The sequence below is a fragment of the Geothrix terrae genome, assembly GCF_022808775.1.
In the GTDB taxonomy this organism is placed as follows: Bacteria; Acidobacteriota; Holophagae; order Holophagales; family Holophagaceae; genus Geothrix; species Geothrix terrae.
In genome coordinates this window covers 180,197-201,801 of the sequence record NZ_JAKZLA010000001.1, presented here as the reverse complement: position 1 = coordinate 201,801, position 21,605 = coordinate 180,197, and the positions used below count along the sequence as shown (strand labels likewise).

The window sequence follows — 21,605 nt, the reverse complement described above, 5'->3', positions numbered from 1 at the left end:
TCTGAAGCAGGAAGACTACTTCTTCTTGAAGGTGGTCAGCTTGCCCTCGGCCCAGCCGTGGCAGTCCTTGCACTGGGCTTCCTTGTACTTGGCGAGCATCTTGGTGGTCGCGGCATTGAACTTCTTGTCCTTCGGCGCGCCCTCGTGGCAGGCGGTGCACTTGGCGCCCTTCACGGTGGTCATCTTCGCCATGGCCGCGGGAGCGGCCGCGAGGATGAGGGCGGTGGTGAGGAGAGTGATGCGGCGCATGTCAGCTCCTTCATGGGGGTGGTGATCCGATCCACAGGGATCAGGGGGAGGGGAGAAAGGCAGATGGACGACCGGAGTCCCGGTCGCGACCACCCGGCCCCGCCCGGGAGGGGCGGGACGCAGATCTGCGTGGTCGGGGTGTGCCAAAGAGCGGTTGGACTGGGCGCCGAGGCGCCTCAGTGCGCGAGGCGCGAGGTCATGGCGAAGATGATCAGGAAGAGCAGCACGAGGCCCACGCCGAAGAAGATGTAGCCGGCGCTGCGGGCGATGCCCTTCCAGGCTTCCCACTCGTCCTTGACGCGGAAGCTGTCCAGGCGGCCTTCGGCCACCAGGCGGTCATACCAGCGCTTCCGCTCGTGGAGCATTTCGGACTTCGAGATGCGGCCCGAGAAGATGACCGTATCCATGGGGAACTTCTCCAGCCGGAAATGCGTGTTGAAGAAGTGGACCGTGAAGATGAAGCCGGCTGCCAGCAGGGCCTCGTCCGAGTGGATGATGAGCGACACGTTGATCATCCAGCCCGGCATGAACTTGCTGAAGAACTCCGGGAACCACATGATCAGGCCGGAAACGCCGATGGCGAAGACACCCCAGAACACGGCCAGGTAGTCGAACTTCTCGAAGTAGGTCCAGCGATCGAACTCGGGACGGGGTCCCTTGCCGAAGAACCAGCGGTTGTGGGCCACGAAGTCCTTCAGGTCCTGCCTGGTGGGAATCATGGAATCAGGGAGGGCCATGGCCGTGAAGACCCGGCTCAGCCGGATGGAGCCCGTCTCAGGGTCCTTCAGGAAGCCGCGCCTCTGCCAGAGGTGCGCCAGGGTGGTGCTCACGTGGAGGGCGAAGTAGAGGAAGGTGATCACTGCGCCGAAGTGGTGCAGGGTGCGGGCGACGTCGGCCCCGCCGAAGAACCGGAAGATCGCCTTCGCCCAGTTGGTGTAGTAGAACTTCAGGGGCATGCCGGTGACGGTCAGCAGCAGGAAGCTCGTCACCACCAGGATGTGGAGGAACCGCTCGAAGGGCTGGAAGCGGGTGAACTGCTCGTCGTCCTCCTGGATCTTGATCTTGGCCTCGCGGAACTGCTTGGAGTCGTGGCGGTAGAGCCAGATGGAGCGGAACAGCCACAGGAGGGTGTGCGCGCCGAACAGGGAGAAGGTGCACACGAGCAGCGTGGTCATGACCAGGAAGACGTAGTGCAGCACCGGGTAGTTCTTGCGGTCCATGGGATTCGCGTGGGGCGCGTACTTCGTGAAGCTGACCGTGGCATTGGCGTGGCACTGCTTGCAGGTGTTGACGATGTTCGCGGGAGAGAGGCGGGAGTTGGGATCCGCGGCCCGCAGGACATCATGGTGGCCGTGGCAGTCATAGCAGGCGGCCACGGCGCTGGCGGTGTTGGCCTTGCCCAGGGCCATGGCCTTGCCGTGGTAGGTGTCGCGGTAGTGCTCGAGCCGGTCGGCGTGGCACTTGCCGCAGACCATGTCGCTGCCGGCCTTGAAGTGTCCGCTCACCGGGGTCTCGATCTGGTGCGCCGAGTGGCACTGGATGCAGACCGGGCCGCGGGGATCGCCCTTGGCCAGCAGCTGGCCGTGGACACTCTTGTTGTAGATCTCCTCCACAGTGACGTGGCACTTGCCGCAGGTCTTGGCGACGTTGGCATGGTTGATGGGCGAGCTCCGGTCCACGGTCCGCTTGATGTCATGCACGCCGTGGCAGTCGTTGCAGCTGGGCGCCACGATGAGCCCCTTCTGCAGCAGCGCCTTCCCGTGGATGCTCTCCTGGTACTGGGAAGCCACCTGGGGGTACTTCATCTTGTATTCGTCGGTGAGGTTCTTGTTGGCGTGGCACTTCGCGCAGGTCTGGGAGAGGTTCATCTTGTAGACCGGCGAATCCGTCTGCTTCACGGGGACGATGTAGTGGTTCCCGTGGCAGTCCACGCAGCTGGCCGCCGCCGACGCGCCCATGGCCTTGCTCATGCCATGGATGCTGCCCTGGTAGACCTTGTCCTCCTCGGTGTGGCAGGTACCGCACTTCACCTTCGGCACCGGGTTGCCATCGCCCGGATGGTCCTTGTGGAGCTCGGCATGGCAGGTCTTGCAGGAGAGGGAGGCGTGGACCGAGCCGCCAAACCGCGCCGCATCCACGAAGAGCGGCACGGTGGTGCCATTCGGCCCTTCCTTGGTGAGGTCCTTGTCGCTGTGGCAGTCGAAGCAGCTTTCCTTGGCGGCTGCCTTGGCAGGAGCGGCATACAGGGGCGCCGAGGCGAGGAGGAGGCCGGTGATCAGAGCCAGCAGCAGGCTTCCGCCGCGCCGCCTGGCGGCGGCGGGAGCCTGAGTATCGGTAGAAGTCCAGGTCATGGGGTTGGTTCCTATGGGGTGGGGAGGGGTCAGTGAGGCGCTAAGGGGATGGCATCAAGCGTCGTGGTGTTCGGTTCCGTGCTTCTCGATCGTCTTCCGGTAGTACTCGGGCCGGGTCTCGCGCATGTGGTCCGCGGAGGCCTTGCCGTTCAGCCAGGCGAGGTCCATGGGGTAGACATCGGGATCGAAGATCACCAGGTACCAGTGCCAGACGAGGATGGAGAGCGTGGCCAGGATGGCTTCGTACCAATGGGCCGCCGTGGCCGCGTCCAGGACCCACTTCGGGAAGTGGCGCAGGCTCCAGTTCTCGGCCCACAGCAGGATGCCCGTCACGGCCATCACCACGGTGCCCCACATGAAGGCCCAGTACTCCATCTTCTCCGGGTAGCCGAACATGCCGAAGGTGGGGCGCTCCTTGATCAGGCCCAGGTTGAACCGGAGCATGTTGAAGATGTCCTTGGCGTCCTGCCAGGAGGGGAGCAGCTCCACGAGGATGATGCGATCCCGCTTCGACAGGGCGAGGTGGACGAAGTGGAACACCGTGCCCGCCATCATCACCACGGCCGCGGCGCGATGGACCACGCCGCGGAGGCTGGAAGTCGGATCGAAGGACTGGAAGAGCTTCACCCAGGCCGATTCCGGGAACTTCAAGGCAAAGCCCGTGATGACGAGGGAGATGAAGCTCACGATCACCATGGCATGGGTGATCCGGAACGTCAGGTTCATGCGCGGGAAGCCCTCGTGGGTGGCGCCGTGATGCGGTCCGCGCCGCAGCTTGGCCAGCCAGTCGAGGAAGTTGTGCAGCAGCATGAACCCGATGGTCAGGGGGATGAGGACGAGGTACGCCAGCCGGATCCACCGCACGGAGACATGCTCCGTCATGGTGGCCGTGCGCACGTGTATGGGAGCCGCCGCCAGCTTCGCCCCGGCGCCCGGATGGCACTTCCCGCAGGTCTGGGCCAGGTTGGCCGGGTTCACCGTGGACCTGGAATCCGCCGAAGGCAGGATGTTGTGCACCCCGTGACAGGACGCGCAGTTGGCCGCGGATTTCCCGCCGCCCCGGACGGAAAGGCCGTGGAAGCTGTCCTGGTAGGCGGGGACCTTGTCGCCGAATCCGTAGCGGGTGTTCAGCCGCTCGTCTCCGTGGCAGCGGCCGCAGGTGCTGGTGGACACGCGCGCGGAGTTCACCAGGGAGCCGGGCTCCGAGGGTGCCAGGATCTCGTGCTCGCCGTGGCATCCGGTGCAGGTCGGGGAATCCTTGGACCCGCGCTTCAGGGCCAGCCCGTGGACGCTGTCGGCGTAGATGGCCTGGATGTCGCTGTGGCAGACGCCGCAGGTTTCCGCGACGTTGGCGCGGTTCACCCGCGCCTTTGGATCCCGGGAGGCGAGGATGTCATGGCTGCCATGGCAGTCGGAGCAGGAAGCCGCGCTGGCGTTCCCCTTGGCCACCTCGCGCCCGTGCACGCTCAGGCGGTAGGCCTCCACCGGCTTGACGAAGGGGATCTGGTGCCGTGCGACGAAGTCGGGGTTGGAGTGGCAGGTGCCGCAGGTGTCGGCCAGGTTCTTCTTGGCCACCTTCGAGGCGGGATCGCCCGCGCCGAGAATGCCGTGGGCGGGGCCGTGGCAGGAGGCGCAGGTGGCCGCGTCGGTCATTCCGTTCTGCTTGGCGACGCCGTGGACGCTCTTCTTGTAGGCCGTGACCTGATCGCTGTGGCAGTCCGCGCAGTTCACCGGCGCGGGCTTATCGGCGTGGGGCAGCCTGGTGATGCTGCTGTGGCAATCCGTGCACGCCATGCTCCCGTGCTTGGTGGTCGCGAACTTGGCCAAGTCGATGTCATGGCAGGCGACACAATCATTGGCCGAAGGGGGAGCGGCGGCGAGGAAGGCGGAGAGCAATCCAGCGAGCAGCAGGCGCATAGCTACCTCACATGTCGGCTATCACCCTAGCGCGGTTACCTCCCAATAAGATACCTGATGGTGATTTAGATCACGGACCGATCCAATTCCGAAGTTCTTGTATGCTCCGAGTTACATGTCGCTACAGGTGTCGGAATCCATTGATAGGACACCTCCGGAGTACAGAAAAAACCGGGCGGGAGACCCGCCCGGCGAAATCGCGAGCCCGCGTCAGCGGCTCACTTGCCCTTGTAGTCCTTGAGCCAGTTCAGGTCGACCTCGGCGGCCTTCTTCTTGGCCTTGGTCTCTTCGAGGAACTTGCCGCGCGCGGTCATCTCGCCACCCTTCTTGGGGGCGCCCACGTGGCAGGCCTTGCAGTCCTTGACGTCGGTGAAACCCAGCTCCTGGGCCTTCTTGACGAAGGGCATCTTGGCCTGGGCGGGAAGAGCAAGGAGCAGCGCCGCAGCGGCGGTGAGGATGGCGATACGCATGATGCCTCCGGGATGGGGTCCCGCAGGAGCGGGACGGGTTGGTCACGATATTGCAATTCGGATGCCTGGACCACCCTTTCAAGCGACATTCCGGCCCTCTGATGTGACCTAGAGCACCAGATGCTCCTGATACTCCCCGAAGACGGCCCGGAGCGCGTCGCAGATTTCTCCCACCGTCGCCTCGGCCTTCACGGCGGCCAGGATGCGCGGCATGAGGTTTTCCGTGCCCCTGGCCGCGGCGGACAGCTCCGCCAGCCGGGCCGACGCGGCGGCCTGGTCCCGGCGCCCCCGCACCGCCGCCACCTGGCGGCGCCGGGTCTCGCCCAGAGCCTCGTCCACCCTCAGGAGGTCCGGGGCGGTCTCGCCGCTGATGGCGAACCGGTTCACGCCAACCACGACCTGGGTGCCCTTCTCCACGGCCTTCTGGTAGGCATAGGCGGCGTTCTGGATCTCCCGCTGGGGAAGGCCCTTCTCGATGGCGGCGACCATGCCACCCAGCTCGTCCACCTTGGCCAGCAGGGCCGAGGCCCGGGCTTCCAGCTCATCCGTCAGGGATTCGATGAGATAGCTGCCCGCGAAGGGATCCACCACGTCCGCCACGCGGGACTCATGGGCCAGGATCTGCTGCGTGCGCAGGGCGATCATGGCGCTCTGCTCCGTGGGCAGGGCCAGGGCCTCGTCCCGGCTGTTGGTGTGCAGGCTCTGGGTGCCGCCGCACACCGCGGCCATGGCCTGCACGGTGGTTCGCACGATGTTGTTGTCCGGCTGCTGGGCCGTCAGCGTGCTGCCCGCCGTCTGCGTGTGAAAACGCAACATCTGGCTTTTTGCATCGGTCGTCTTGAAACGTTCCTTCATGATCCGCGCCCAGAGACGTCGGGCGGCGCGGAACTTGGCCACCTCCTCGAAGAACTGGTTGTGGGCGTTGAAGAAGAAGCTGAGGCGCGGTGCGAAGGCCTCCAGCTTCAGGCCCGCATCCAGGGCCGCCTGCACATAGGCGATGCCGTCGCCCAGGGTGAACGCGATTTCCTGGGCCGCGGTGCAGCCCGCCTCGCGGATGTGGTAGCCGGAGATGGAGATGGTGTTCCAGTTCGGCACCTGATCCGCGCAGAAGGCGAAGATGTCCGTGATGAGGCGCAGGCTGTGGCGCGGCGGGAAGATGTAGGTGCCGCGGGCCATGTACTCTTTGAGGATATCGTTCTGGATGGTGCCGCTCACCTTGTCCCAGGGAACCCCCTGTTCATCCGCCACGGCCAGGTAGAGGGCCAGCAGCACCGAGGCCGGGGCGTTGATGGTCATGCTCGTGCTGACCTTGTCCAGCGGGATGTCCCGGAACAGCGTCCGCATGTCGTGGATGGAGCTGATGCTCACACCCACCTTGCCCACCTCGCCCAGGGCCATGGGGTGGTCGGGGTCCATGCCGATCTGCGTGGGCAGGTCGAAAGCCACGGAAAGCCCAGTGGTGCCCTGCTCCAGCAGGTAGCGGTAGCGGGCGTTGCTCTCCTCAGCGGTGGCGAAACCGGCGTACTGGCGCATCGTCCAGAGGCGACCCCGGTACCCGGTGGGCTGCACATGTCGCGTGAAGGGGAACTTCCCGGGGGCGCCCAGGTCGCGCAGGGGATCATGGCCCGCGAGGTCCGCTGGCGTGTAGCTGTTCTTCAGCGGGATACCCGAGCTGGTCTCGAAGGCCCGTTCGCGGAGTTTCGCGGGATCCTCCACCACCGTGAGCTGCGCGCGCACCTGGTCCAGGAAATCCTTCTGATACATGGGGCCTCCGTGGAATCCACGATAGCATCGGGACTCCGGCCCCTGGCGGGCCCTAGGTCACCATCACGATCCGGGATTCCCGGTCCTCCTGGTCCAGGGAACTGGCGATCGCCTCCGCCGGGACTGCCTGGCCGAACAGGAATCCCTGGGCACCGTGGCACTGGCGCTCCCGGAGGAAGGCGAGCTGTCCCTCGGTCTCCACGCCCTCGGCGACCACCTGCAGGTTGAGGCAGGCACCCATGGCGATGATGGCCGTGGCGATGGCGGCGTCGGTGGGGTTGTGCTCCAGATCGCGGATGAAGGACTTGTCGATCTTGATGGTGCTGACGGGGAAGCGCTTGAGCTGTGCGAGGGACGAGTAGCCCGTCCCGAAATCGTCGATGGAGACGTGGATGCCCAGGGCCTTCACCTCGTCCAGCACGGCCACGGCCAGCGCTGGATTCTGCATGACCACCGTCTCCGTGATCTCCAGCTCCAGCCATTGCGGATCCAGCTCCGTCTCCTCAAGGATCCGCCGCACCGCCGCCGCCATGCCGACCTGCTGGAGCTGGTAGCCGGAGAGGTTCACGCCGATGCGCATGGGGCGCAGGCCCTGCGCCTGCCACCGGGCGCCCTGGCTGCACGCCTCGCGCAGCACCCACTCGCCGATGGGGAGGATGAGCCCGGTCTCCTCGGCCAGCGGGATGAACTCCGAGGGAGAGAGGAGGCCCAGGTCGGGATGCTCCCAGCGGACCAGGGCCTCGATGGCGGTCATCCGGCCCGTGTCCACCTCGACCTTCGGCTGGTAGAGCACACGGAACTCGCCAGCCTCCAGGGCGTGGCGGAGCCCGGTGGACAGCACGAGCCTCCGTTCGACGTCCTGGTCCATCCCCGGATGGTAGAACTGGTAGTTGTTCCTGCCCCGGCTCTTGGCGTGGTACATCGCGCTGTCGGCCTTCTTCACCAGGGCCTCGCCCCCTTCGCCATCCTCCGGGAAAAGGCTGATGCCGACGCTGGCCGTCACGAAGATCTCCTGACCGCCGATGTGGAAAGGCCGCGCCAGCGGCCTGAGGAGCCGTCCCGCCAGAGCGGAGGCCTCCTTGGGGCCCTGCACATCATTCAGGGTCACGATGAACTCGTCGCCGCCGATGCGGCTGACGGCGTCGCTCTCTCGGACCGCGGCCTTCATCCGTTGCGCGGCTTGGCGCAGGAGCTCGTCGCCCACCGCGTGGCCCAGCGTGTCATTGATCAGCTTGAAGCGGTCCAGATCCACGAACAGCACCGCGAGGCTCCGGCCAGACCTCCGGGCCGCCTCCTGGGCCCCGTTCAGCTTCTCCAGCAGGGAGGCCCGATTGGGCAGGCCCGTCAGGCCGTCGAAGTGGGCCATCCGGAAAAGCTGCTCCTCGGCCTGCCGCCGCGCAGTTACATCGCGACAGATGCACCAGACCATTCCCGGGCGCCCATCCTTGAGGGTCGGGGCGAGGTTCCCCTCGACGGAGATGCGGGTCCCGCTCCTGGCCAGGACGTCGGCCTCCATGGCGGTCCCCCGCGCCTCCTTCATGGCCCGCCCGAATTCTTTCAGCAGGCGGGCCCGGTGGTCCAGGTCGATGAGATCGAAGAAGGTGGTGGTCTCCAGATCCTGGAGGCCGTACCCCAGGGTCCTCACCCAGAGGGGGTTTGCGTACAGGAACCGGCCTTCGGGCGTGAGGCAGACGATCAGGTCGTTCGCCGTGTCCACGAACTGCTGCAGCTGGGCCTCCCGGGCCTTCAGGGCCCGGTGCTCCCACCGGATGACCCCCATGAGGCGGGCCGTGATGAAGGCCACCGCCGCATTCAGGATCGCGGCCCAGGACCAGGCCAAGCACAGGTAGAGCGGATTGGCGCCGAGGCCCTCCGAGGCGAAAGGCATGGCCACCGGTGGCAGCAGGCGGAAATAGTGCCCCGCCAGCATGAGGCCGTGCATGGCCCCGCCGATGGCGCCGACGGCCCAGACCTCCCGCGGGCGGGGCAGCAGGAAGGCCGCCTCCATGGTGGCGATCAGGTAGGCCGGCCAGAACCAGCTGGACGGCCCCCCGCTGAAGTGGATCAGGACGGTGATGAAGAAGAGGTCCAGCAGGATCTGGGCGTGATCCGAGTAACGGAAGCCTCTCGCTCCGAACCAGCCTTGTTGGAGGATCAGGCTGTAGGCGGCCATGGAAGCCACGGCGCCCGCCAGGAAGGCCAGCTGGGCGCGGGTGAGGAAGAACCCGTAGGCGCTGACGGAAAAGATGCCGCCGGCGAAGAGCCCGTAGGCGCCGATGATCGCCAACAGGATCCAGCGGGCCATGGCCACCAGCCTCGCGCGGGCTTCCTGGTCGGTCCAAGGGGTGGTCCCGAGGGGCATCCGTCCGGCCGTCAGGAAGGCGCCCGAGTCGGTCTTCAGCCAATCTGCGGTTTCGGTCCAGGGTGGCACGGGGCTCCTTATTCATTACCCAATGGTCAACTGTCCGCGAACCCGGAGGGGCCGTCAGTGATGGCCGTCACCCGGCGAATATATCTAAATACATGTAATATAAATTTTTATGCATCAATTATCACACTTTTATACCAATTCGGACTCGGGCCACCCGCCCCTCCAGCCCCCCTTCCTGCGCTCCTTCCTCCGCGCCCTTCCAGGGCGAATCTTCGCGAAGTTATGCTTCCAGAAACCCCGAGGGACCCACCCATGCCGATGCCACCCTCCGCCCCTCCCGTTTCCTACCGCTTGATCCAGGGCGCCGATCTGTGGACCGACCAGGGCCAGCAGCGCGGCCAGGCCGTGGTCATCCGGAAGGGGAGGATCCTGGCGGTCGGTCCCGTGGAGGTGCTTGCCAAGGCCCATCCCACCGCGCAGCGGGTCGAGCTCCCGGGAGGCACCCTGCTGCCTGGGTTCATCGAAGGCCATGCCCACGTGGGTGGGCTGGGCGCCCTGAGCCGGAAGGCGGACCTGACGGGACCGGCGGATCTGCCGGGCACGCTGGAGCGCCTCCGGGCCTGGGCCGCCGCCCATCCCAAGGGCTGGCTGCTGGGACGGGGCTGGGACCAGAACCGGTGGCCGGGCAAGGCCTTCCCCAGGGCCGCCGACCTGGACGCCATCGCGGGCTCCCGGCCGGCCTTCCTCCAGCGGGTGGATGGCCACGCGGCCTGGGTGAACAGCGCCGCGCTGGCCCTGGCGGGCATTGGCCCCAAGACCCCGGATCCCGAGGGCGGACGCATCCTGAAGGACGCCAGCGGACAGCCCACAGGCATCCTCCTGGACGGGGCCGTGCAGCTCGTGGAGAAGCTCATTCCCGAGCCCAGCTCCGCCGAGCTGGAGGCGCGGCTCAAGGCGGGCCTCGCCGCCCTGCGCGCCGACGGCTTCACGGCCGTGGCCGACATGGGGGTGGGCACGCGCGAGCTGGCAGCCTACCGGCGCCTGGCCGCCGCGGGGGCGCTGCCCATCCGGGTGTTCGCATACATGAACCACGACCATGCCCTGATGCTGCGCGAGCTCAGGCAGGGTCGGGCGAAGAACCTGTCCTTCTTCCAGGTCCAAGGCGTGAAGTTCTACCTCGATGGCGCCCTGGGCAGCCGCGGGGCGCGGCTTCTGGCCCCCTACGCGGACGAACCCACCACCCGCGGGCTCTGGGTCACGGATCCCGCCAAGGTCGCGCTGGATGTCTCGATCACCCTGCGCGCCGGGTTCCAGCCGGCCATCCACGCCATCGGCGACGCCGCGAACCGCGCCGCCCTGGACCTGATCGCCCAGGCCATGAAGAAGGGCAAAGGTTCCCTGCCCCCGCGCATCGAGCATGCCCAGATCGTCACCGCCGCGGACGCGGCCCGCTTCGGGAAGCTCGGCGTCGTGGCCAGCATCCAGCCCGTCCACTGCACCTCCGACCACAGCTGGACCCCCGCCCGTCTGGGCCCTGACCGCGTGGACGAGGCCTTCCCCTGGCGGACCCTTGCGAACGGCGGGGCCCTGCTGGCCTTCGGAAGCGATGCCCCGGTGGAGGACCCCAACCCCTTCGTGAGCCTCGCCGCCGCGGAGACGCGCCAGGACCCCGCCGGAAATCCGCCCGGGGGATTCCTGCCCGCACAGCGCCTCACGCGCGCCGAAGCGCTCCGCGCCTACACCAGCGGCAATGCCGCCGCCCTGGGCCACGCCAAGGACCTGGGCACGCTCCAGAAGGGCGCCGTGGCCGATCTGTTGTGGGTCCAGGTGCCCCTGGGCTCCCTCACGCCCGAAGCTCTGCGGAAGGTGAAGCCCGCGCGGTTGTGGGTGAACGGGGTCGAGGTACCCCTGGCACACTAGGCAGATGAGCCTCCGCCCCGCATCCCCCCTGCTGGCCCCATCCCTGCTCTCCGCGGACTTCACGCGGCTGGGCGAGGAACTGGGGATGATCGCCGCCGCGGGTGCCCAGGTGGTGCACGTGGATGTCATGGACGGACGCTTCGTGCCCAACATCACCATCGGCCTGCCCGTGGTGGAGAGCCTGCGGAAGGCCACGGCCCTGCCCCTGGACTGCCACCTGATGATCGTGGAGCCCCTGCGCTATGCCGCGGACTTCGTGAAGGCGGGCGCCGGCTGGGTGAGCATCCACCAGGAGGCCGATCCCCACCTGCACCGCACCCTGGCCGCCATCCGGCAGGCAGGCGGCCAGGCCGGCGTGGTGCTGAATCCCGGCACGCCCGTGGAGACGCTCGTCGACCTGGTGGGCGACTTCGACTTCGTGCTGCTCATGAGCGTGAACCCCGGCTTCGGCGGCCAGAGCTTCATCCCCCGCGTCCTCGACAAAGTGAAGCGCCTGGATGCCCTCCGGGCCGAGCGCAACGTGCCCTTCTTCATCCAGGTGGACGGGGGCGTGAGCATGAAGAACGCCGCCGACCTCATCCGCGCAGGCGCCGATTGCCTGGTGGCCGGCAACGCCGTGTTCAAGGCCGAGGACCCGAAGGCCGCCGTCGCGGGCCTGTTGCGCGAAATGGCCACCGGGCGGCTGGCATGAGGCTCGACCTCGAGCGCTACAACCGTCTGCTCTGGGCCGTGAATGGAACGCTCCTGCTGGCGGGCCTGCTCGTTCTGCTGATCACCGGCCTCACCACGCTCTGGCCCTCTCGCGACCGGGGCCAGAGCCTTCCGGCCGGAGTCCCGGCGACCATGTCGGACACCCCCACCCAGGCCGCCATCCTGCGCCTTGGCCTTCCGAAACCCCTGAAGGGCACGGACACCCTGCTCGTTCCCGTGGAGGGACTCCCGCAGGAATCCGAGGAGCCCCGGGGCATCGGAAGCTACAGCAAGAGCTCCCCGAACGTCCCGCTCTTCAACCTCCTGTTCGTGGACGCGAAGACGCTGGCCTCCCGGCCCCTCCTCGCCCGGAAGAGCCTCATCCTCCGCTACGACACCCTCGAGGATGGGGAAGAGGGCAGGAGCGCCCGGGTGGACGGCCTTCTGGTGAGCATCGTCGATTCCGACACGAACGGGAATGGCCGCCTCGACGAAGGTGACGAGGCCCGGATCTGGCTCTGCGATGCGTCGGGCCGCAATCTGCGCGCGGTCACGACCCCGGGAACCACGTGTGCCAATTGGCACTACGACAGCCTCCGTCGAACGGTCTACCTGGTCGTGGAGACCCGGAGCGATGCGCGGAAGGCCGAATCGGCGGATGTGCTCGCGGTGCCCATCGAAGGCTCCCAGCCAGCCCGTCCGCTTGCCTCGAAGCCCCAGATGGACGAGCTGCGAAACCTGCTGCAGCACTGATTCCGGTCCTGTGGAGGCCGGTCTCCAAAGGACCGGAACACCCTGGCTTGGAGGATGGAGCGCCATGGGCTGGCACTGATCCTGCTTTTCCAGCATCTTATCCAGTGCCTCCATCGAGGACGTGGAAAGGAGGAGTCCATGACACGCCATCGAACGTCCAATGCGTTGGTTCTGTCGCTTCTGGCAGTCCTGGCCATGCCGGCCTCGGCCCAACACGACCGCCGGGAGGAAGGTTCCCGGCCTGATCGCCCCCGCGAGGGCCGTGCCCCCGAACGAGGCCCTGAGCGAGTCCCCGAACGAGGGCGGGAGCAGCCCTCGCCCATGCGGGCCGCGCCCCAGGCGCCCCGCCCCTCGAGGGACATGGAGCGGGCCCACCCCATGCCTGGGCCCGAACGCCAGGCGCGGCCCGAACGACAGGAGCGGCCGGAACGCTTCGCGCGGCCCGAGGGACGCTCTGAAGGACGCCCCGGAGGACGCATGGACCGGCGCGAGGCCCCCGGCGCCTTGAGGCCCCCCACCGACCGCCGGGAGACCTCCCGCCCGCAGGGCCGGGACGCCCGTCCCTCTCCGCGCGCCGCCGAGAGCGCCCGCGCCTGGCAATCCCGGGACACCTGGCGCCGCGACGCCTGGCCGGCCCACTCCAGCTGGCGTGAGCATCGCGCCCAGCACTGGGAACGTGACCACCGGACCTGGGCCCAGCGCGGGGGCTATGGCGGCTACCGCATTCCCGAGCCGCAGTTCGTCTCCCGCTTCGGGGGGAGCCATCCCTTCTTCATCGGCAGCCGGCCGGTGATCTACCAGGGCTATCCCCGGTTCCGCTGCGGGGGCTACTGGTTCCTCATCGTGGATCCCTGGCCGGAGTTCTGGGTGGATGACTGGTACCTGGCCGACCGCGTGTACATCGACTACTACGGCGACGGCTACTACCTGGTCAATCCCCGCTATCCGGGCATCCGCCTCGCGATCACGGTCTTCCTGTAGCCGCGGCGATCAGGGCCTCCTTTCCCGGGCGCTTCAGGCGCTTGAGGGTCCGTTCCCGCCGCAGCGCATCCGCCTTCGAGCCGCAGGCTTCCTGGTACGCCAGCTCCAGGGGCCCGCGGCCCCGGGTGTACTTGGCGCCCCGGCCCTCCTGGTGCAGCTTCAACCGCGCCGCCACATCGAGGGCGATGCCGCAGTAGAGGGTGCCATCTCCGCAGCGGAGCAGGTACACCCACCAGGTCATGGCGTCCGCCACGATGGCGGGAAGGCCTCGGCGAGGATCTGTTCCGCCGCGGCGCCCTGGGCCGCGCGGAAGCGCGCAGTGCTGAGGCAGAGGCCCACATTGTGGCCCCAGCCCCGCCCCGTCAGGCGGAGGGATCCGTCGGCCAGCATCTCCGCCTCGCAGGCATCGCTGGGCCACGTGGTCCAGCCGTACCGCCGACCTGCGGCGAGGCGCAACGCCTCCACCGCGTAAGGGCCGGAGGCGCCCAGCTTCATGCCGAGCTGTCCCGGTCTCAGACCGATGGCGACATCCCGCTTCAGGGCCGCGACCTGCGACGCATCCAGCCTGCGCTCCCAGGTCATCCAGCGATCCCCGGGCACCTCCGGAGCTTTGCCGGCCACCGCCGGTCCGTCACCCCAGACTTCCCGGGGGCTCAGCGGGTGCCCGCCGGCGGAACCCGTGAAGAAGGCCCAGCGGGAATCCAGGTCCAGGACCGGAGCCGCCTTCGCAGCCTGGGTCGTGCCCGGCGAGGCCCCACCCCGCACCACGGCGCAGTGGGTCAAGGGACAGAGAACGCCGCCCGGGTGCTGCCGGGAATGGCCGTCCAGCCAGCGCTCCAGTACCGCGGCCAGGGCGCGCCGGGCCTCGAAGGGCGAGTCGGTTCCGAGCTCCCCCTCAGTGGCCGCGGCGACCCAGGCGATTCGAGAGGTCGTCCAGGCCAGGCGCCAGCCGTGGCGCTCGGCCCGGACCTGCACTGTGCCCCGGAGCGGTGCGACCGGAAAACCCGCCTGGAAACGGATGGTTCCATGGAAACGCCAGGTCCTCCCCAGGCGATGCGACAGGCGATGTCCATTCACCACCATGGGCCCCCGCAGGCGCTCTGAAGGCCAGACCACCGTGACCATCTCGGCCAGAATGGGAGCCTCCTGGATCCAGCGTTCCGCGGCAGCACCGGTCCGGCCCGGCGGCTGCGGCAGGGGATCGCCGCGCAGCCAGGCCCGCAGCCAGCGGTAGGCCCAGGCCTGTTCGCGGGTGGCGCCTCCCGCCAGGGCCCGATCCAGGCGCGCCTGGACGCCCGCCGGCGGCGCGGCGGGCCAAGCCCGCGGCGGCTTGGCGTGACCCTCCGCCCACAGGCATCTCGCCTCTTCCGCCCAGCGCCGGAGGCGCGCCTCCCGCAGACGCCGGTGGGTCAGCTCATGGCGCAGGATGGCGCCGAGATCCCGGCGCCGCAGCTGATCCCAGGGGCGCAAGTGCAGCGTGTCGCCCAGCCACTGGCCACTCCGGCCGGTCGGCGCGCCTGTGTCCCTTTCGAAGGCGGCCGCATCCGCGTGGACGCGAACCCGCCAGGGGCCCGAAGGCCAGGGGCCGTACCCCGCCGTGGACATGAAGGCCGCCCGCAGCGAGTCCTCCAGTGGGCCCTGATTGGCGCCATCTCCTTCGATCACCGGTGGCGTGAACGGCGGCGCAGGCGCCGGGGCGACCAGCAGGATCAAGGCTTCAGCCCCAGGATCTCCCGGATGCGCGTCATGCCCTCCTGCTTGCCACGTCCCCGCGGGAGGTGGAGCACCACCAGGACCGATCGCCGGCCGCCCGCCACCCAGGCGCTGGTGGCAGAAGGATCGCCGGGTACCGGGCCCGTGCCGGTCTTGAACCACCAGTCCTCTTTGCCGAACAGGTCCTTCACCTCCACCCAGAAGCCCGCCAGGTAGCGCTTGCCGAAGGTGACGACCTCCGCCTGGCTCGGGTCCATGAGCCAGCGCAGGAAAGCTTCGGGGCTGGTGCGCAGCAGATCGCCGTCACCCACCCAGGCCGCTGTCAGCGGCGGGAGCCCCTCGCCCGGAGGCATCCGCCGCCCGAGGAACGGCCCGAAGGTCTCCTCGAGCCTGGCCCGGGCCGCATCCGGGCCGTAGTCCTGCGCCCAGCGCTCGCGGGAACCCTCGATCCAGACCAGGAAGGCGAGGTTGCAGCTCTCCTGGAGGGCCCGGGCCAGGTCCACGCGGCCATGGCCTTCGCGGTTCCAGCAGACAAAGGGCCCATCGGCACCCTTGCAGCGGTAATTGACGCCGGACGTGGACCACTCGCTCCCTTCCAGCTTCATCCAGGCCAGCTTGGCCAGGCTGCCCATGGGGGCTTCCTTCCGCGCCTCGCCGAAGGCATGCACCTCGCCATCCCCCACGGTGATGGCGAAGCCTTCGCCGGGCCGGAGGACGGGCGCCCGGACCGCGGCCATCACGGCGGGCGTGGGCCCTTCCTCCGGTGCCGGCTGGGCGGCCAGCAGGACGGAGGCCAGAAAGAGCGAGATGAGCCTAAGGTTCCACATCGAAGGTTCCCAGCATGACAGGGCCGGAACCTGGCAGGATCAGGCGTTCCCAGGTCCAGCGCCGCTCCTGGTCCGTGCCGCCGTCGAGCACGGCCTCCACGTGGATGCGGGCGGGCTTACCGCCCCGCCAGCCCCCGGTCCATTTCAGCGCATAGGTGCCTGGCGGTGGTGTGTCGTGGGTGTACTCGCCGGACCATCGCAGCATGCCGCCGGAAGGCGTGCGACGCCCGCCCTGCGCCAGGGCCCCGTCCGGTTCCTGCACCTGGAGGCTGCCGCTGGCGTACTCGTCATTGACCTGGAGGCTCACCACCCGGAGCCGCGTGCGGGTGGTGGACACCCACCAGCTCCGGACCACCTTCAGGCCCGAATCCGGCTCCAGGATCTCCAGCCGGTTCTCGCCGTTCTGGGCGGTGAGTTCCATGTTCAGGGTAGTGCCCACACTGGCCTGCCAGCGCATCGAGGCACCGTTGAGCCACACCAGCAGGGTGCGCGATCGCCAGGCGTTGCGGGCCGCCTCCGCCTCCCGCGCCAGCCGCTCCCGGCGCAGCTGATCGGCGGTGCGGGTGTCTTCGGCCGGCGGGGCGAAGTCCCCCTCGTCCTCCTCGTCGAAGAAGCGAGGCTGGGGCTCGTCCTTGGGCGGGCTCGGATCCTTGGGATCCACCAGCTTCACCTTCAGCGCCACGGTGCGGTCGCCGGACCAGCCACCCAGGGCCGGCGACGCCTCCAGGCGCCAGAGCTTCAGGTCCGGCACGTAGGCCGCGGCGGGAGCTTTGGCCGGGCGCGGTTTCTGTGCCCCTAGGAAGGTGGCCGACAGCAGCAGGGAGAGGATCAGCCCGGCCTTCATCGCGCACCTCCATCCACCACCTTCAGGTCCAGCCCGTCGCTGGTGACCCACTGCCCTTCATTCGACATGAGGCTCAGCTTGGCGGGCCTGAGCCGATAGTGGCCCGCCATGCCCGCCCGCAGGAGGATCCGGACAGTCTGCGTGTCCCAGCTCCAGGTGTGGGGGAACAGGAAGGTCACCTTGTCCGCGTGCACCTCGATCCGCGGCTTCACCCAACGGTCCGAGGCCCCTTCCTCCGTGAAGGCCTTCCCCTCGAGCACGAAGCCCTCGAGCTTCACGGTCGGGTTGAGGCCGCCGGGGATGGGCACCTCCAGCATCACGTAGTCCGCGTCACGGTCCGTGCGGAAGGACACCTGCATCCAGGCCTCCTCGCCAGCCTTCAGCGTGCCGGTCCAGGGCTGGCGGATCCAGCCCTGGCTGGCGTTGCCGGTCTCCTGGGGGGTCCTCAGGCGCCAGAGGTCGCGGGTCACCGACATGCGCAGCGCCGTGGAGGCGTCGCCCTTGGGCACGCCCGCGGCGCTGCCGGGCACCTGGTAGGCGTAGGTCCACACGAGCAGGCCCCGGCCGCTGGCACTGACCGTGACGGGCTTCGGCTCGGCCATGGCGAAGGTGCCGGCCCGGGCCTCCCGGGCATTCCACCGGCGGGCCTGCGGCCGCTCCTTGAAGTCCCAGGTGGGGCCCCCCTGCACCGAGGCCTGGATCGCGAGCGCCCCCCAGTCCAGCTTGCGGGTTTTCAAGAGGTAGGGCAGCAGGTCCACGATCTGCCCCGTGCTCCAGGTGGAATACCAGCCATAGCCCCGGTACTCCGAAGCCAGGAACGTCTCGCCCTGGCGGATCAGCGGCGATTGCGGGCGCACCAGGCAGAGGGCCTTCAGCGCCATCACCGTGGGCACCACGTCGCCGGAGGCATAGCCCCACCAGACATCGCGCCGGCCCTCCCAGCGGGCCAGGCCGCCCTTCACCACAGCCCGCTGCTCCAGGCGCTCAGCCAGGGCTGCCGCCTTGGGATGCTTCGCCTGGGCGGCGGCCAGGGCCACCATGGCGAGCACATGGTCGCCGGACCACCGGCCTTGCAGCACCTTGTCAGCGGCGCTGTCCACCAGGCCGGCGATGGGCTCGCCGGTCTGGGCCAGGGAGGCCAGCAGGAAGGCCGCGTCCGCCTGGGGATCGGCGGTTTGCCCGTGGCTGTTCCGCTGGCGCTGGGCCGCCGTCGCCTGGTCCGCCTGCCGCGCCACCTGCTGGAAGAGATTCATGGCAGCGAGGCGGCCCCGGCGATAGACGCCCTCATCCACGGCATAGCCGAGACGCTTCATGGTGGCGAAGCTCTGGATGGCATAGCCGGTGGTGTGGGGGTTGGCGTCCAGGCCGAAGTCGTTGGGCGCGTACCAGCCCCAGCCGCCATTGGGCATCTGGTAGCCGTACACCTTGAACACGCCGTCCCGGATGTTACGGTCCAGGTTGGTGAGCTGTTTCCAGTCCAGATCCGGCATGGCGCCCTGCTTCACGAGGTCGGCCACCAGCAGGTTGGGCACGAAGCTCGAGAGCGTCTGCTCCACGCAGCCGTAGGGATAGCCGATGAGGTAGGGCAGCGAGGGCGCCGCCAGGTGCTCCAGGTTGCCCACGGGGGTGAGCACCAGGGCCGCCTCGCCTTTCGCCGAGGGGGGCGCGGGGATCGTGACCGTCTGGGCGCCGCCATCGAGCAGGATGGAGCCCGACAGGGAGGCCGGCACCAGCTGGTCCTGCACGGCCACCCGCTGGCGCTCGGCGTCCTTCAGGCCGCCGCCTTCCACGCGGGCCGTGACCGTCAGCGGGCCGGTCTTGTCCGAGAACAGCGGCAGGGCGAAGCGGTACTCGCCCTGGTCCTGGAGGGTGAAGGCACTTTCGGGCGTCCCGGAGAAGCGGCCGTTCTGCACCTCCATGCGGATCCGGCCCTGGATGGGCTGGCCCGAGAGGTTCCGCACCAGCGCGATGGCCCGGGCCTCCTCGCCCACGCTCAGCGTGCGCGGCAGGGTGAGAGCCACCTGCAGAGGCTTGGAGGCGGGCTTGGAAGCCCGGCCCACACCCACCTTGGTGTCGGCGGTAATCGCGGTGGCCGTGGCCCGCCAGGCCGTGAGGTTGTCCGGCAGCACCAGGTCGACGCTGGCCTTCCCATCGCGGCCCGCGGCCACGAAGGGCGCCCAGTGGGCGGTGTCCTTGAAGTTCTGCCGCACCTTCTCGTCGTCATCGGCCTTGAAGTCGCCGCGCTTCGTCTGCTTGAGGCTCCACACGGGGCGCTGGCGGCGGAGGAGGTCGTGGAAGCTCCAGTCCGTGGACCCGGACCGCAGCACGCCGTGGCGGCGCGTGGGATGGAAGAAGCGCACGGGGTCGGGGTTCAGCTCCTGGCTGAGGGCGTAGATGGCCTCGTCCACCACACCCACGCTGAGGTCCGCGGCGGAAGGCTTTCCAGAGGCGTCCTTCACCTCCACGGACACCTTCATGGGCTGGCCGGGTTGGTAGCGCTCCTTGTCGGTGGTGACGGCCACCTGGAGGCGGCGGTCCCGCTTCGGCACGCGGAGCGGCACTTCCACCATCTGGCGGCGGCCTTCGCTCACGATCTCGAAGACGGCCCAGGCGTTGGGCTGCATGGCGGCGGTGACGGGGATCTCGATCAGGGCGGTGGTGCCCTGGACGATCCGGCTCTGGTGCCGGCCGAGGTCCTCATGCTCCAGCGCCCAGTGCAGGGTCAGCCGGGGCCGGGGCAGCTGCACGAGAACCCGGGCCGTGTCGCCGGGCTGGTACTCGGGTTTGTCCGCGGCCGCGCGGAGATCCGGCACCGCGGGCAGCGGCGTGCCTTCGGCCGCCACGGTAATCTGGCGCTGGGCGGTCACGGGGCGGCCCTTCGAATCGCGGGCCTCGGCCACCAGCAGGAAGGCGCCCCCTTCCGGGATGCTCAGCATGGCCTGGGGTCCCTGCGCGGAGGCGATGGTCTCGCCGGGCTTCAGGGCGTTGGGACGGGACCACCAGTACGCGGTGTCCTTCTGGGCCACGATGCGGGCAGCGCGCAGGGAGATGGCCACGCCCGGCACCTCCTTGCCATCCAGGTCCAGGGCCCGGGCCGTGACCTGGAAGGGCCTGCCGGGTAGCGCCACCTGGCGGTCCGAAGCGATCATCAACACCAGGTCGCCAGCGGCGGCCCGCACCTGGGCCTGGCCGCTGTTGCGCTGGCCCGAAGCGTCCGCCACCTTCACCACCATGCGCCAGAGGCCATCGCTCTCGGCCTTGAAGGTGGGCAGATCGGCCTGGCCCTCCTCGTCCAGTTCCAGTTGCCCGCTCTCCATGAGCTCGGGCGCCGGGCCGGCATCCTCGTCGTCCCAGATCCAGCGGGACTTCGGCGGCACCACCTTGTAGAGGAACCAGTCCGCCTTGGCCCCGCGCACGGCGGCGCCGTAGAAATAGCGGGCGTTGGCGTGGAACGCCAGCATGTCGCCCAGGCCCACCTTGGCCTTCGCGGCCGTAACCTTGACCTCGAAGGCGGGCTTCACGAACTGCTCCACCTTGAACTCGGCCTGGCCCGGCCCCTGCGGCCCCTGGAAGACGAGGCGGTAGAGGCCCAGGCGGCCCGCGCCCGGAAGGGTGAACTGGGCGGCGTAGGTGCCCGTCTCCGCGCTCAGCAGCTTGGCCCGGCCCTCCGTCACCTTCGTGTCCTCGGGATCGAGCACCGTGAAGGGGAGGTCCGCGGCGCCACCCGCCACGCGATTCTCGCCGTCCTCCACCCGGCGGAGGATGGCCTTGGCGAAGACCTCCTGGCCCGGACGGTAGAGAGGCCGCTCGGTGAAAGCGTAGAGGCGCTGGCGCACGGCCGCGGAGCCCTGTCCCTCGCTGGCCAGCAGGGCGAAGCTCGCGCCGCTGCGGGCTACCACCACCCGGCGCACGCCGGGCGTGGCGGCGGCCTCGGCGATTCCCGAGCCGTCGAAGGCCAGGGGCTGGGCCTTGGAGCCCTCGAGGATCTGCCCCGACACGCCGGGCTTGGCCGAGCCGTCCCGCGCATCGACCGCCTGCACGCGGATCCGCGCGCCGTCCTGCTCCGCCAGCAGGGCCAGGTCCGTGACGAGCCACGGCACGTAGGCGGCGTCGCTGCCGCGCAGCACTTCCACCAGGTACAGGCCGGCGGCCTGAGCGGGCAGGTCCACCCGGCTGAGGAAACCGTCGTCTCCGGATTCGTCGTCCGGGTGGCCCTTCTTGCCAGCGACATCCTCGCTGATACGCGGTACGAGCTCGGTGACGAAGGTGATCCCGGGCTGGCCTTCGATGGGCAGGGCAACACCTTCGCGGATCCGGTCCGGCGAGGTGCGGGCCGAGCGCAGGCGATCCGTCTGCTTGGCGGCGTCCCGGAGGGCCTGGGTGGCCGTGCGGTGGACCGTGACGAAGGCCCGCCGCCCGCCCCACAGGACCGCCTCGCGCAGCAGGTCGAGGGGATCTTGGACGCCGCGGCCGCCTTCCGCCACGGCGCGGCCCCGGTCCGCCAGCACCTTCTTCAGCAGGGCTTCGGGGTCCTCCACGCGGTAGATGCGGATGCGCGCCTCGGCCGGAATGGGTCCGGCCGCCTCCAGCTGGCCCGGCTTCCCGGGCAGCGTGGGCCTCAGGTTGGCGAAGGCGCCGGTCCATCCGCCCTCCCGCCAGGGGGCCTCCGCGCCGCGCTTCTGAGCCGTGCCCGTGGTGGGCAGCAGCAGGATCGCGGGCAGCAGCAGGGTGAGAAGCGGACGGAACCAGCGCATG

15 protein-coding genes are annotated in these 21,605 nt (G+C 69.0%); 4 read left to right on the top strand and 11 right to left on the bottom strand.

What is annotated here, in order from left to right; genetic code table 11:
• Positions 1-15: 15 nt before the first annotated feature.
• The 6 genes from MLE42_RS00935 to MLE42_RS00910 all read right to left on the bottom strand — a co-directional run bounded on the left by MLE42_RS00935 (position 16) and on the right by MLE42_RS00910 (position 9,182).
• Positions 16-249 carry a cytochrome c3 family protein gene (locus tag MLE42_RS00935; protein WP_243285998.1) on the bottom strand — a complete coding sequence of 78 codons (234 nt, stop codon included), beginning with the start codon at positions 247-249 and terminating at the stop codon, positions 16-18.
• Between the two features lie 176 nt (positions 250-425).
• Positions 426-2,600, bottom strand: a complete 2,175-nt coding sequence (locus MLE42_RS00930; protein WP_243285997.1) for a cytochrome b/b6 domain-containing protein — start codon at positions 2,598-2,600, stop codon at positions 426-428.
• A gap of 54 nt (positions 2,601-2,654) precedes the next feature.
• On the bottom strand, positions 2,655-4,517 hold the full coding sequence (locus tag MLE42_RS00925; protein WP_243285996.1) for a cytochrome c3 family protein: 1,863 nt from the start codon (positions 4,515-4,517) through the stop codon (positions 2,655-2,657).
• A 218-nt stretch (positions 4,518-4,735) separates the two neighbouring features.
• Positions 4,736-4,987: a hypothetical protein gene (locus MLE42_RS00920; protein ID WP_243285995.1), complete on the bottom strand. Its 252-nt coding sequence runs from the start codon at positions 4,985-4,987 to the stop codon at positions 4,736-4,738.
• Positions 4,988-5,095: 108 nt separating this feature from the next.
• Entirely contained in the window at positions 5,096-6,751 is a 1,656-nt protein-coding gene (locus MLE42_RS00915; RefSeq protein WP_243285994.1) for an acyl-CoA mutase large subunit family protein, read from the bottom strand.
• 52 nt (positions 6,752-6,803) lie between these two features.
• Positions 6,804-9,182 carry a putative bifunctional diguanylate cyclase/phosphodiesterase gene (locus tag MLE42_RS00910; protein WP_243285993.1) on the bottom strand — a complete coding sequence of 793 codons (2,379 nt, stop codon included), beginning with the start codon at positions 9,180-9,182 and terminating at the stop codon, positions 6,804-6,806.
• 252 nt (positions 9,183-9,434) lie between these two features.
• On the opposite strand from MLE42_RS00910, the gene MLE42_RS00905 reads away from it, so the two are divergent.
• The 4 genes from MLE42_RS00905 to MLE42_RS00890 all read left to right on the top strand — a co-directional run bounded on the left by MLE42_RS00905 (position 9,435) and on the right by MLE42_RS00890 (position 13,466).
• Positions 9,435-11,042 (top strand): amidohydrolase, encoded by a 1,608-nt coding sequence (locus MLE42_RS00905; protein ID WP_243285992.1) that lies wholly within the window; start codon positions 9,435-9,437, stop codon positions 11,040-11,042.
• Between the two features lie 4 nt (positions 11,043-11,046).
• The gene (gene rpe, locus MLE42_RS00900; RefSeq protein ID WP_243285991.1) at positions 11,047-11,733 is read left to right on the top strand and encodes a ribulose-phosphate 3-epimerase; all 687 of its coding nucleotides are present in this window, start codon (positions 11,047-11,049) and stop codon (positions 11,731-11,733) included.
• Entirely contained in the window at positions 11,730-12,485 is a 756-nt protein-coding gene (locus MLE42_RS00895) for a hypothetical protein (protein ID WP_243285990.1), read from the top strand. The genes rpe and MLE42_RS00895 overlap by 4 nt, the downstream gene beginning before the upstream one ends.
• A 477-nt stretch (positions 12,486-12,962) precedes the next feature.
• On the top strand, positions 12,963-13,466 hold the full coding sequence (locus tag MLE42_RS00890) for a hypothetical protein (RefSeq protein WP_243285989.1): 504 nt from the start codon (positions 12,963-12,965) through the stop codon (positions 13,464-13,466).
• Here MLE42_RS00890 and MLE42_RS00885 read toward each other — a convergent pair.
• The 5 genes from MLE42_RS00885 to MLE42_RS00865 are packed head-to-tail and all read right to left on the bottom strand — an operon-like array spanning position 13,450 to position 21,604.
• Complete coding sequence (locus tag MLE42_RS00885) at positions 13,450-13,707, bottom strand: GIY-YIG nuclease family protein (RefSeq protein WP_243285988.1); 258 nt, start codon at positions 13,705-13,707, stop codon at positions 13,450-13,452. The two genes, MLE42_RS00890 and MLE42_RS00885, sit on opposite strands and share 17 nt — an antisense overlap.
• Positions 13,704-15,179, bottom strand: coding sequence for a hypothetical protein (locus MLE42_RS00880; protein ID WP_243285987.1), 1,476 nt, complete (start codon positions 15,177-15,179; stop codon positions 13,704-13,706). Before MLE42_RS00880 ends, MLE42_RS00885 begins: the two co-directional genes overlap by 4 nt.
• Positions 15,176-16,006, bottom strand: coding sequence for a hypothetical protein (locus MLE42_RS00875; RefSeq protein WP_243285986.1), 831 nt, complete (start codon positions 16,004-16,006; stop codon positions 15,176-15,178). The genes MLE42_RS00880 and MLE42_RS00875 overlap by 4 nt, the downstream gene beginning before the upstream one ends.
• A complete protein-coding gene (locus MLE42_RS00870) occupies positions 15,993-16,850 on the bottom strand; it encodes a hypothetical protein (RefSeq protein ID WP_243285985.1) in 858 nt (285 codons plus the stop codon). The genes MLE42_RS00875 and MLE42_RS00870 overlap by 14 nt, the downstream gene beginning before the upstream one ends.
• Positions 16,847-21,604, bottom strand: coding sequence for an alpha-2-macroglobulin family protein (locus MLE42_RS00865; RefSeq protein ID WP_243285984.1), 4,758 nt, complete (start codon positions 21,602-21,604; stop codon positions 16,847-16,849). Before MLE42_RS00865 ends, MLE42_RS00870 begins: the two co-directional genes overlap by 4 nt.
• Position 21,605: the final 1 nt, after the last annotated feature.

Bases quoted from the DNA above. Each gene is read 5' to 3' on its own strand.
- MLE42_RS00930 (WP_243285997.1), bottom strand. From the start codon at position 2,600: ATGACCTGGACTTCTACCGATACTCAGGCTCCCGCCGCCGCCAGGCGG.
- MLE42_RS00865 (WP_243285984.1), bottom strand. From the start codon at position 21,604: ATGCGCTGGTTCCGTCCGCTTCTCACCCTGCTGCTGCCCGCGATCCTG.
- MLE42_RS00885 (WP_243285988.1), bottom strand. From the start codon at position 13,707: ATGACCTGGTGGGTGTACCTGCTCCGCTGCGGAGATGGCACCCTCTAC.
- rpe (WP_243285991.1), top strand. From the start codon at position 11,047: ATGAGCCTCCGCCCCGCATCCCCCCTGCTGGCCCCATCCCTGCTCTCC.
- MLE42_RS00935 (WP_243285998.1), bottom strand. From the start codon at position 249: ATGCGCCGCATCACTCTCCTCACCACCGCCCTCATCCTCGCGGCCGCT.
- MLE42_RS00915 (WP_243285994.1), bottom strand. From the start codon at position 6,751: ATGTATCAGAAGGATTTCCTGGACCAGGTGCGCGCGCAGCTCACGGTG.
- MLE42_RS00895 (WP_243285990.1), top strand. From the start codon at position 11,730: ATGAGGCTCGACCTCGAGCGCTACAACCGTCTGCTCTGGGCCGTGAAT.
- MLE42_RS00870 (WP_243285985.1), bottom strand. From the start codon at position 16,850: ATGAAGGCCGGGCTGATCCTCTCCCTGCTGCTGTCGGCCACCTTCCTA.
- MLE42_RS00890 (WP_243285989.1), top strand. From the start codon at position 12,963: ATGGACCGGCGCGAGGCCCCCGGCGCCTTGAGGCCCCCCACCGACCGC.
- MLE42_RS00920 (WP_243285995.1), bottom strand. From the start codon at position 4,987: ATGCGTATCGCCATCCTCACCGCCGCTGCGGCGCTGCTCCTTGCTCTT.
- MLE42_RS00925 (WP_243285996.1), bottom strand. From the start codon at position 4,517: ATGCGCCTGCTGCTCGCTGGATTGCTCTCCGCCTTCCTCGCCGCCGCT.
- MLE42_RS00875 (WP_243285986.1), bottom strand. From the start codon at position 16,006: ATGTGGAACCTTAGGCTCATCTCGCTCTTTCTGGCCTCCGTCCTGCTG.
- MLE42_RS00905 (WP_243285992.1), top strand. From the start codon at position 9,435: ATGCCGATGCCACCCTCCGCCCCTCCCGTTTCCTACCGCTTGATCCAG.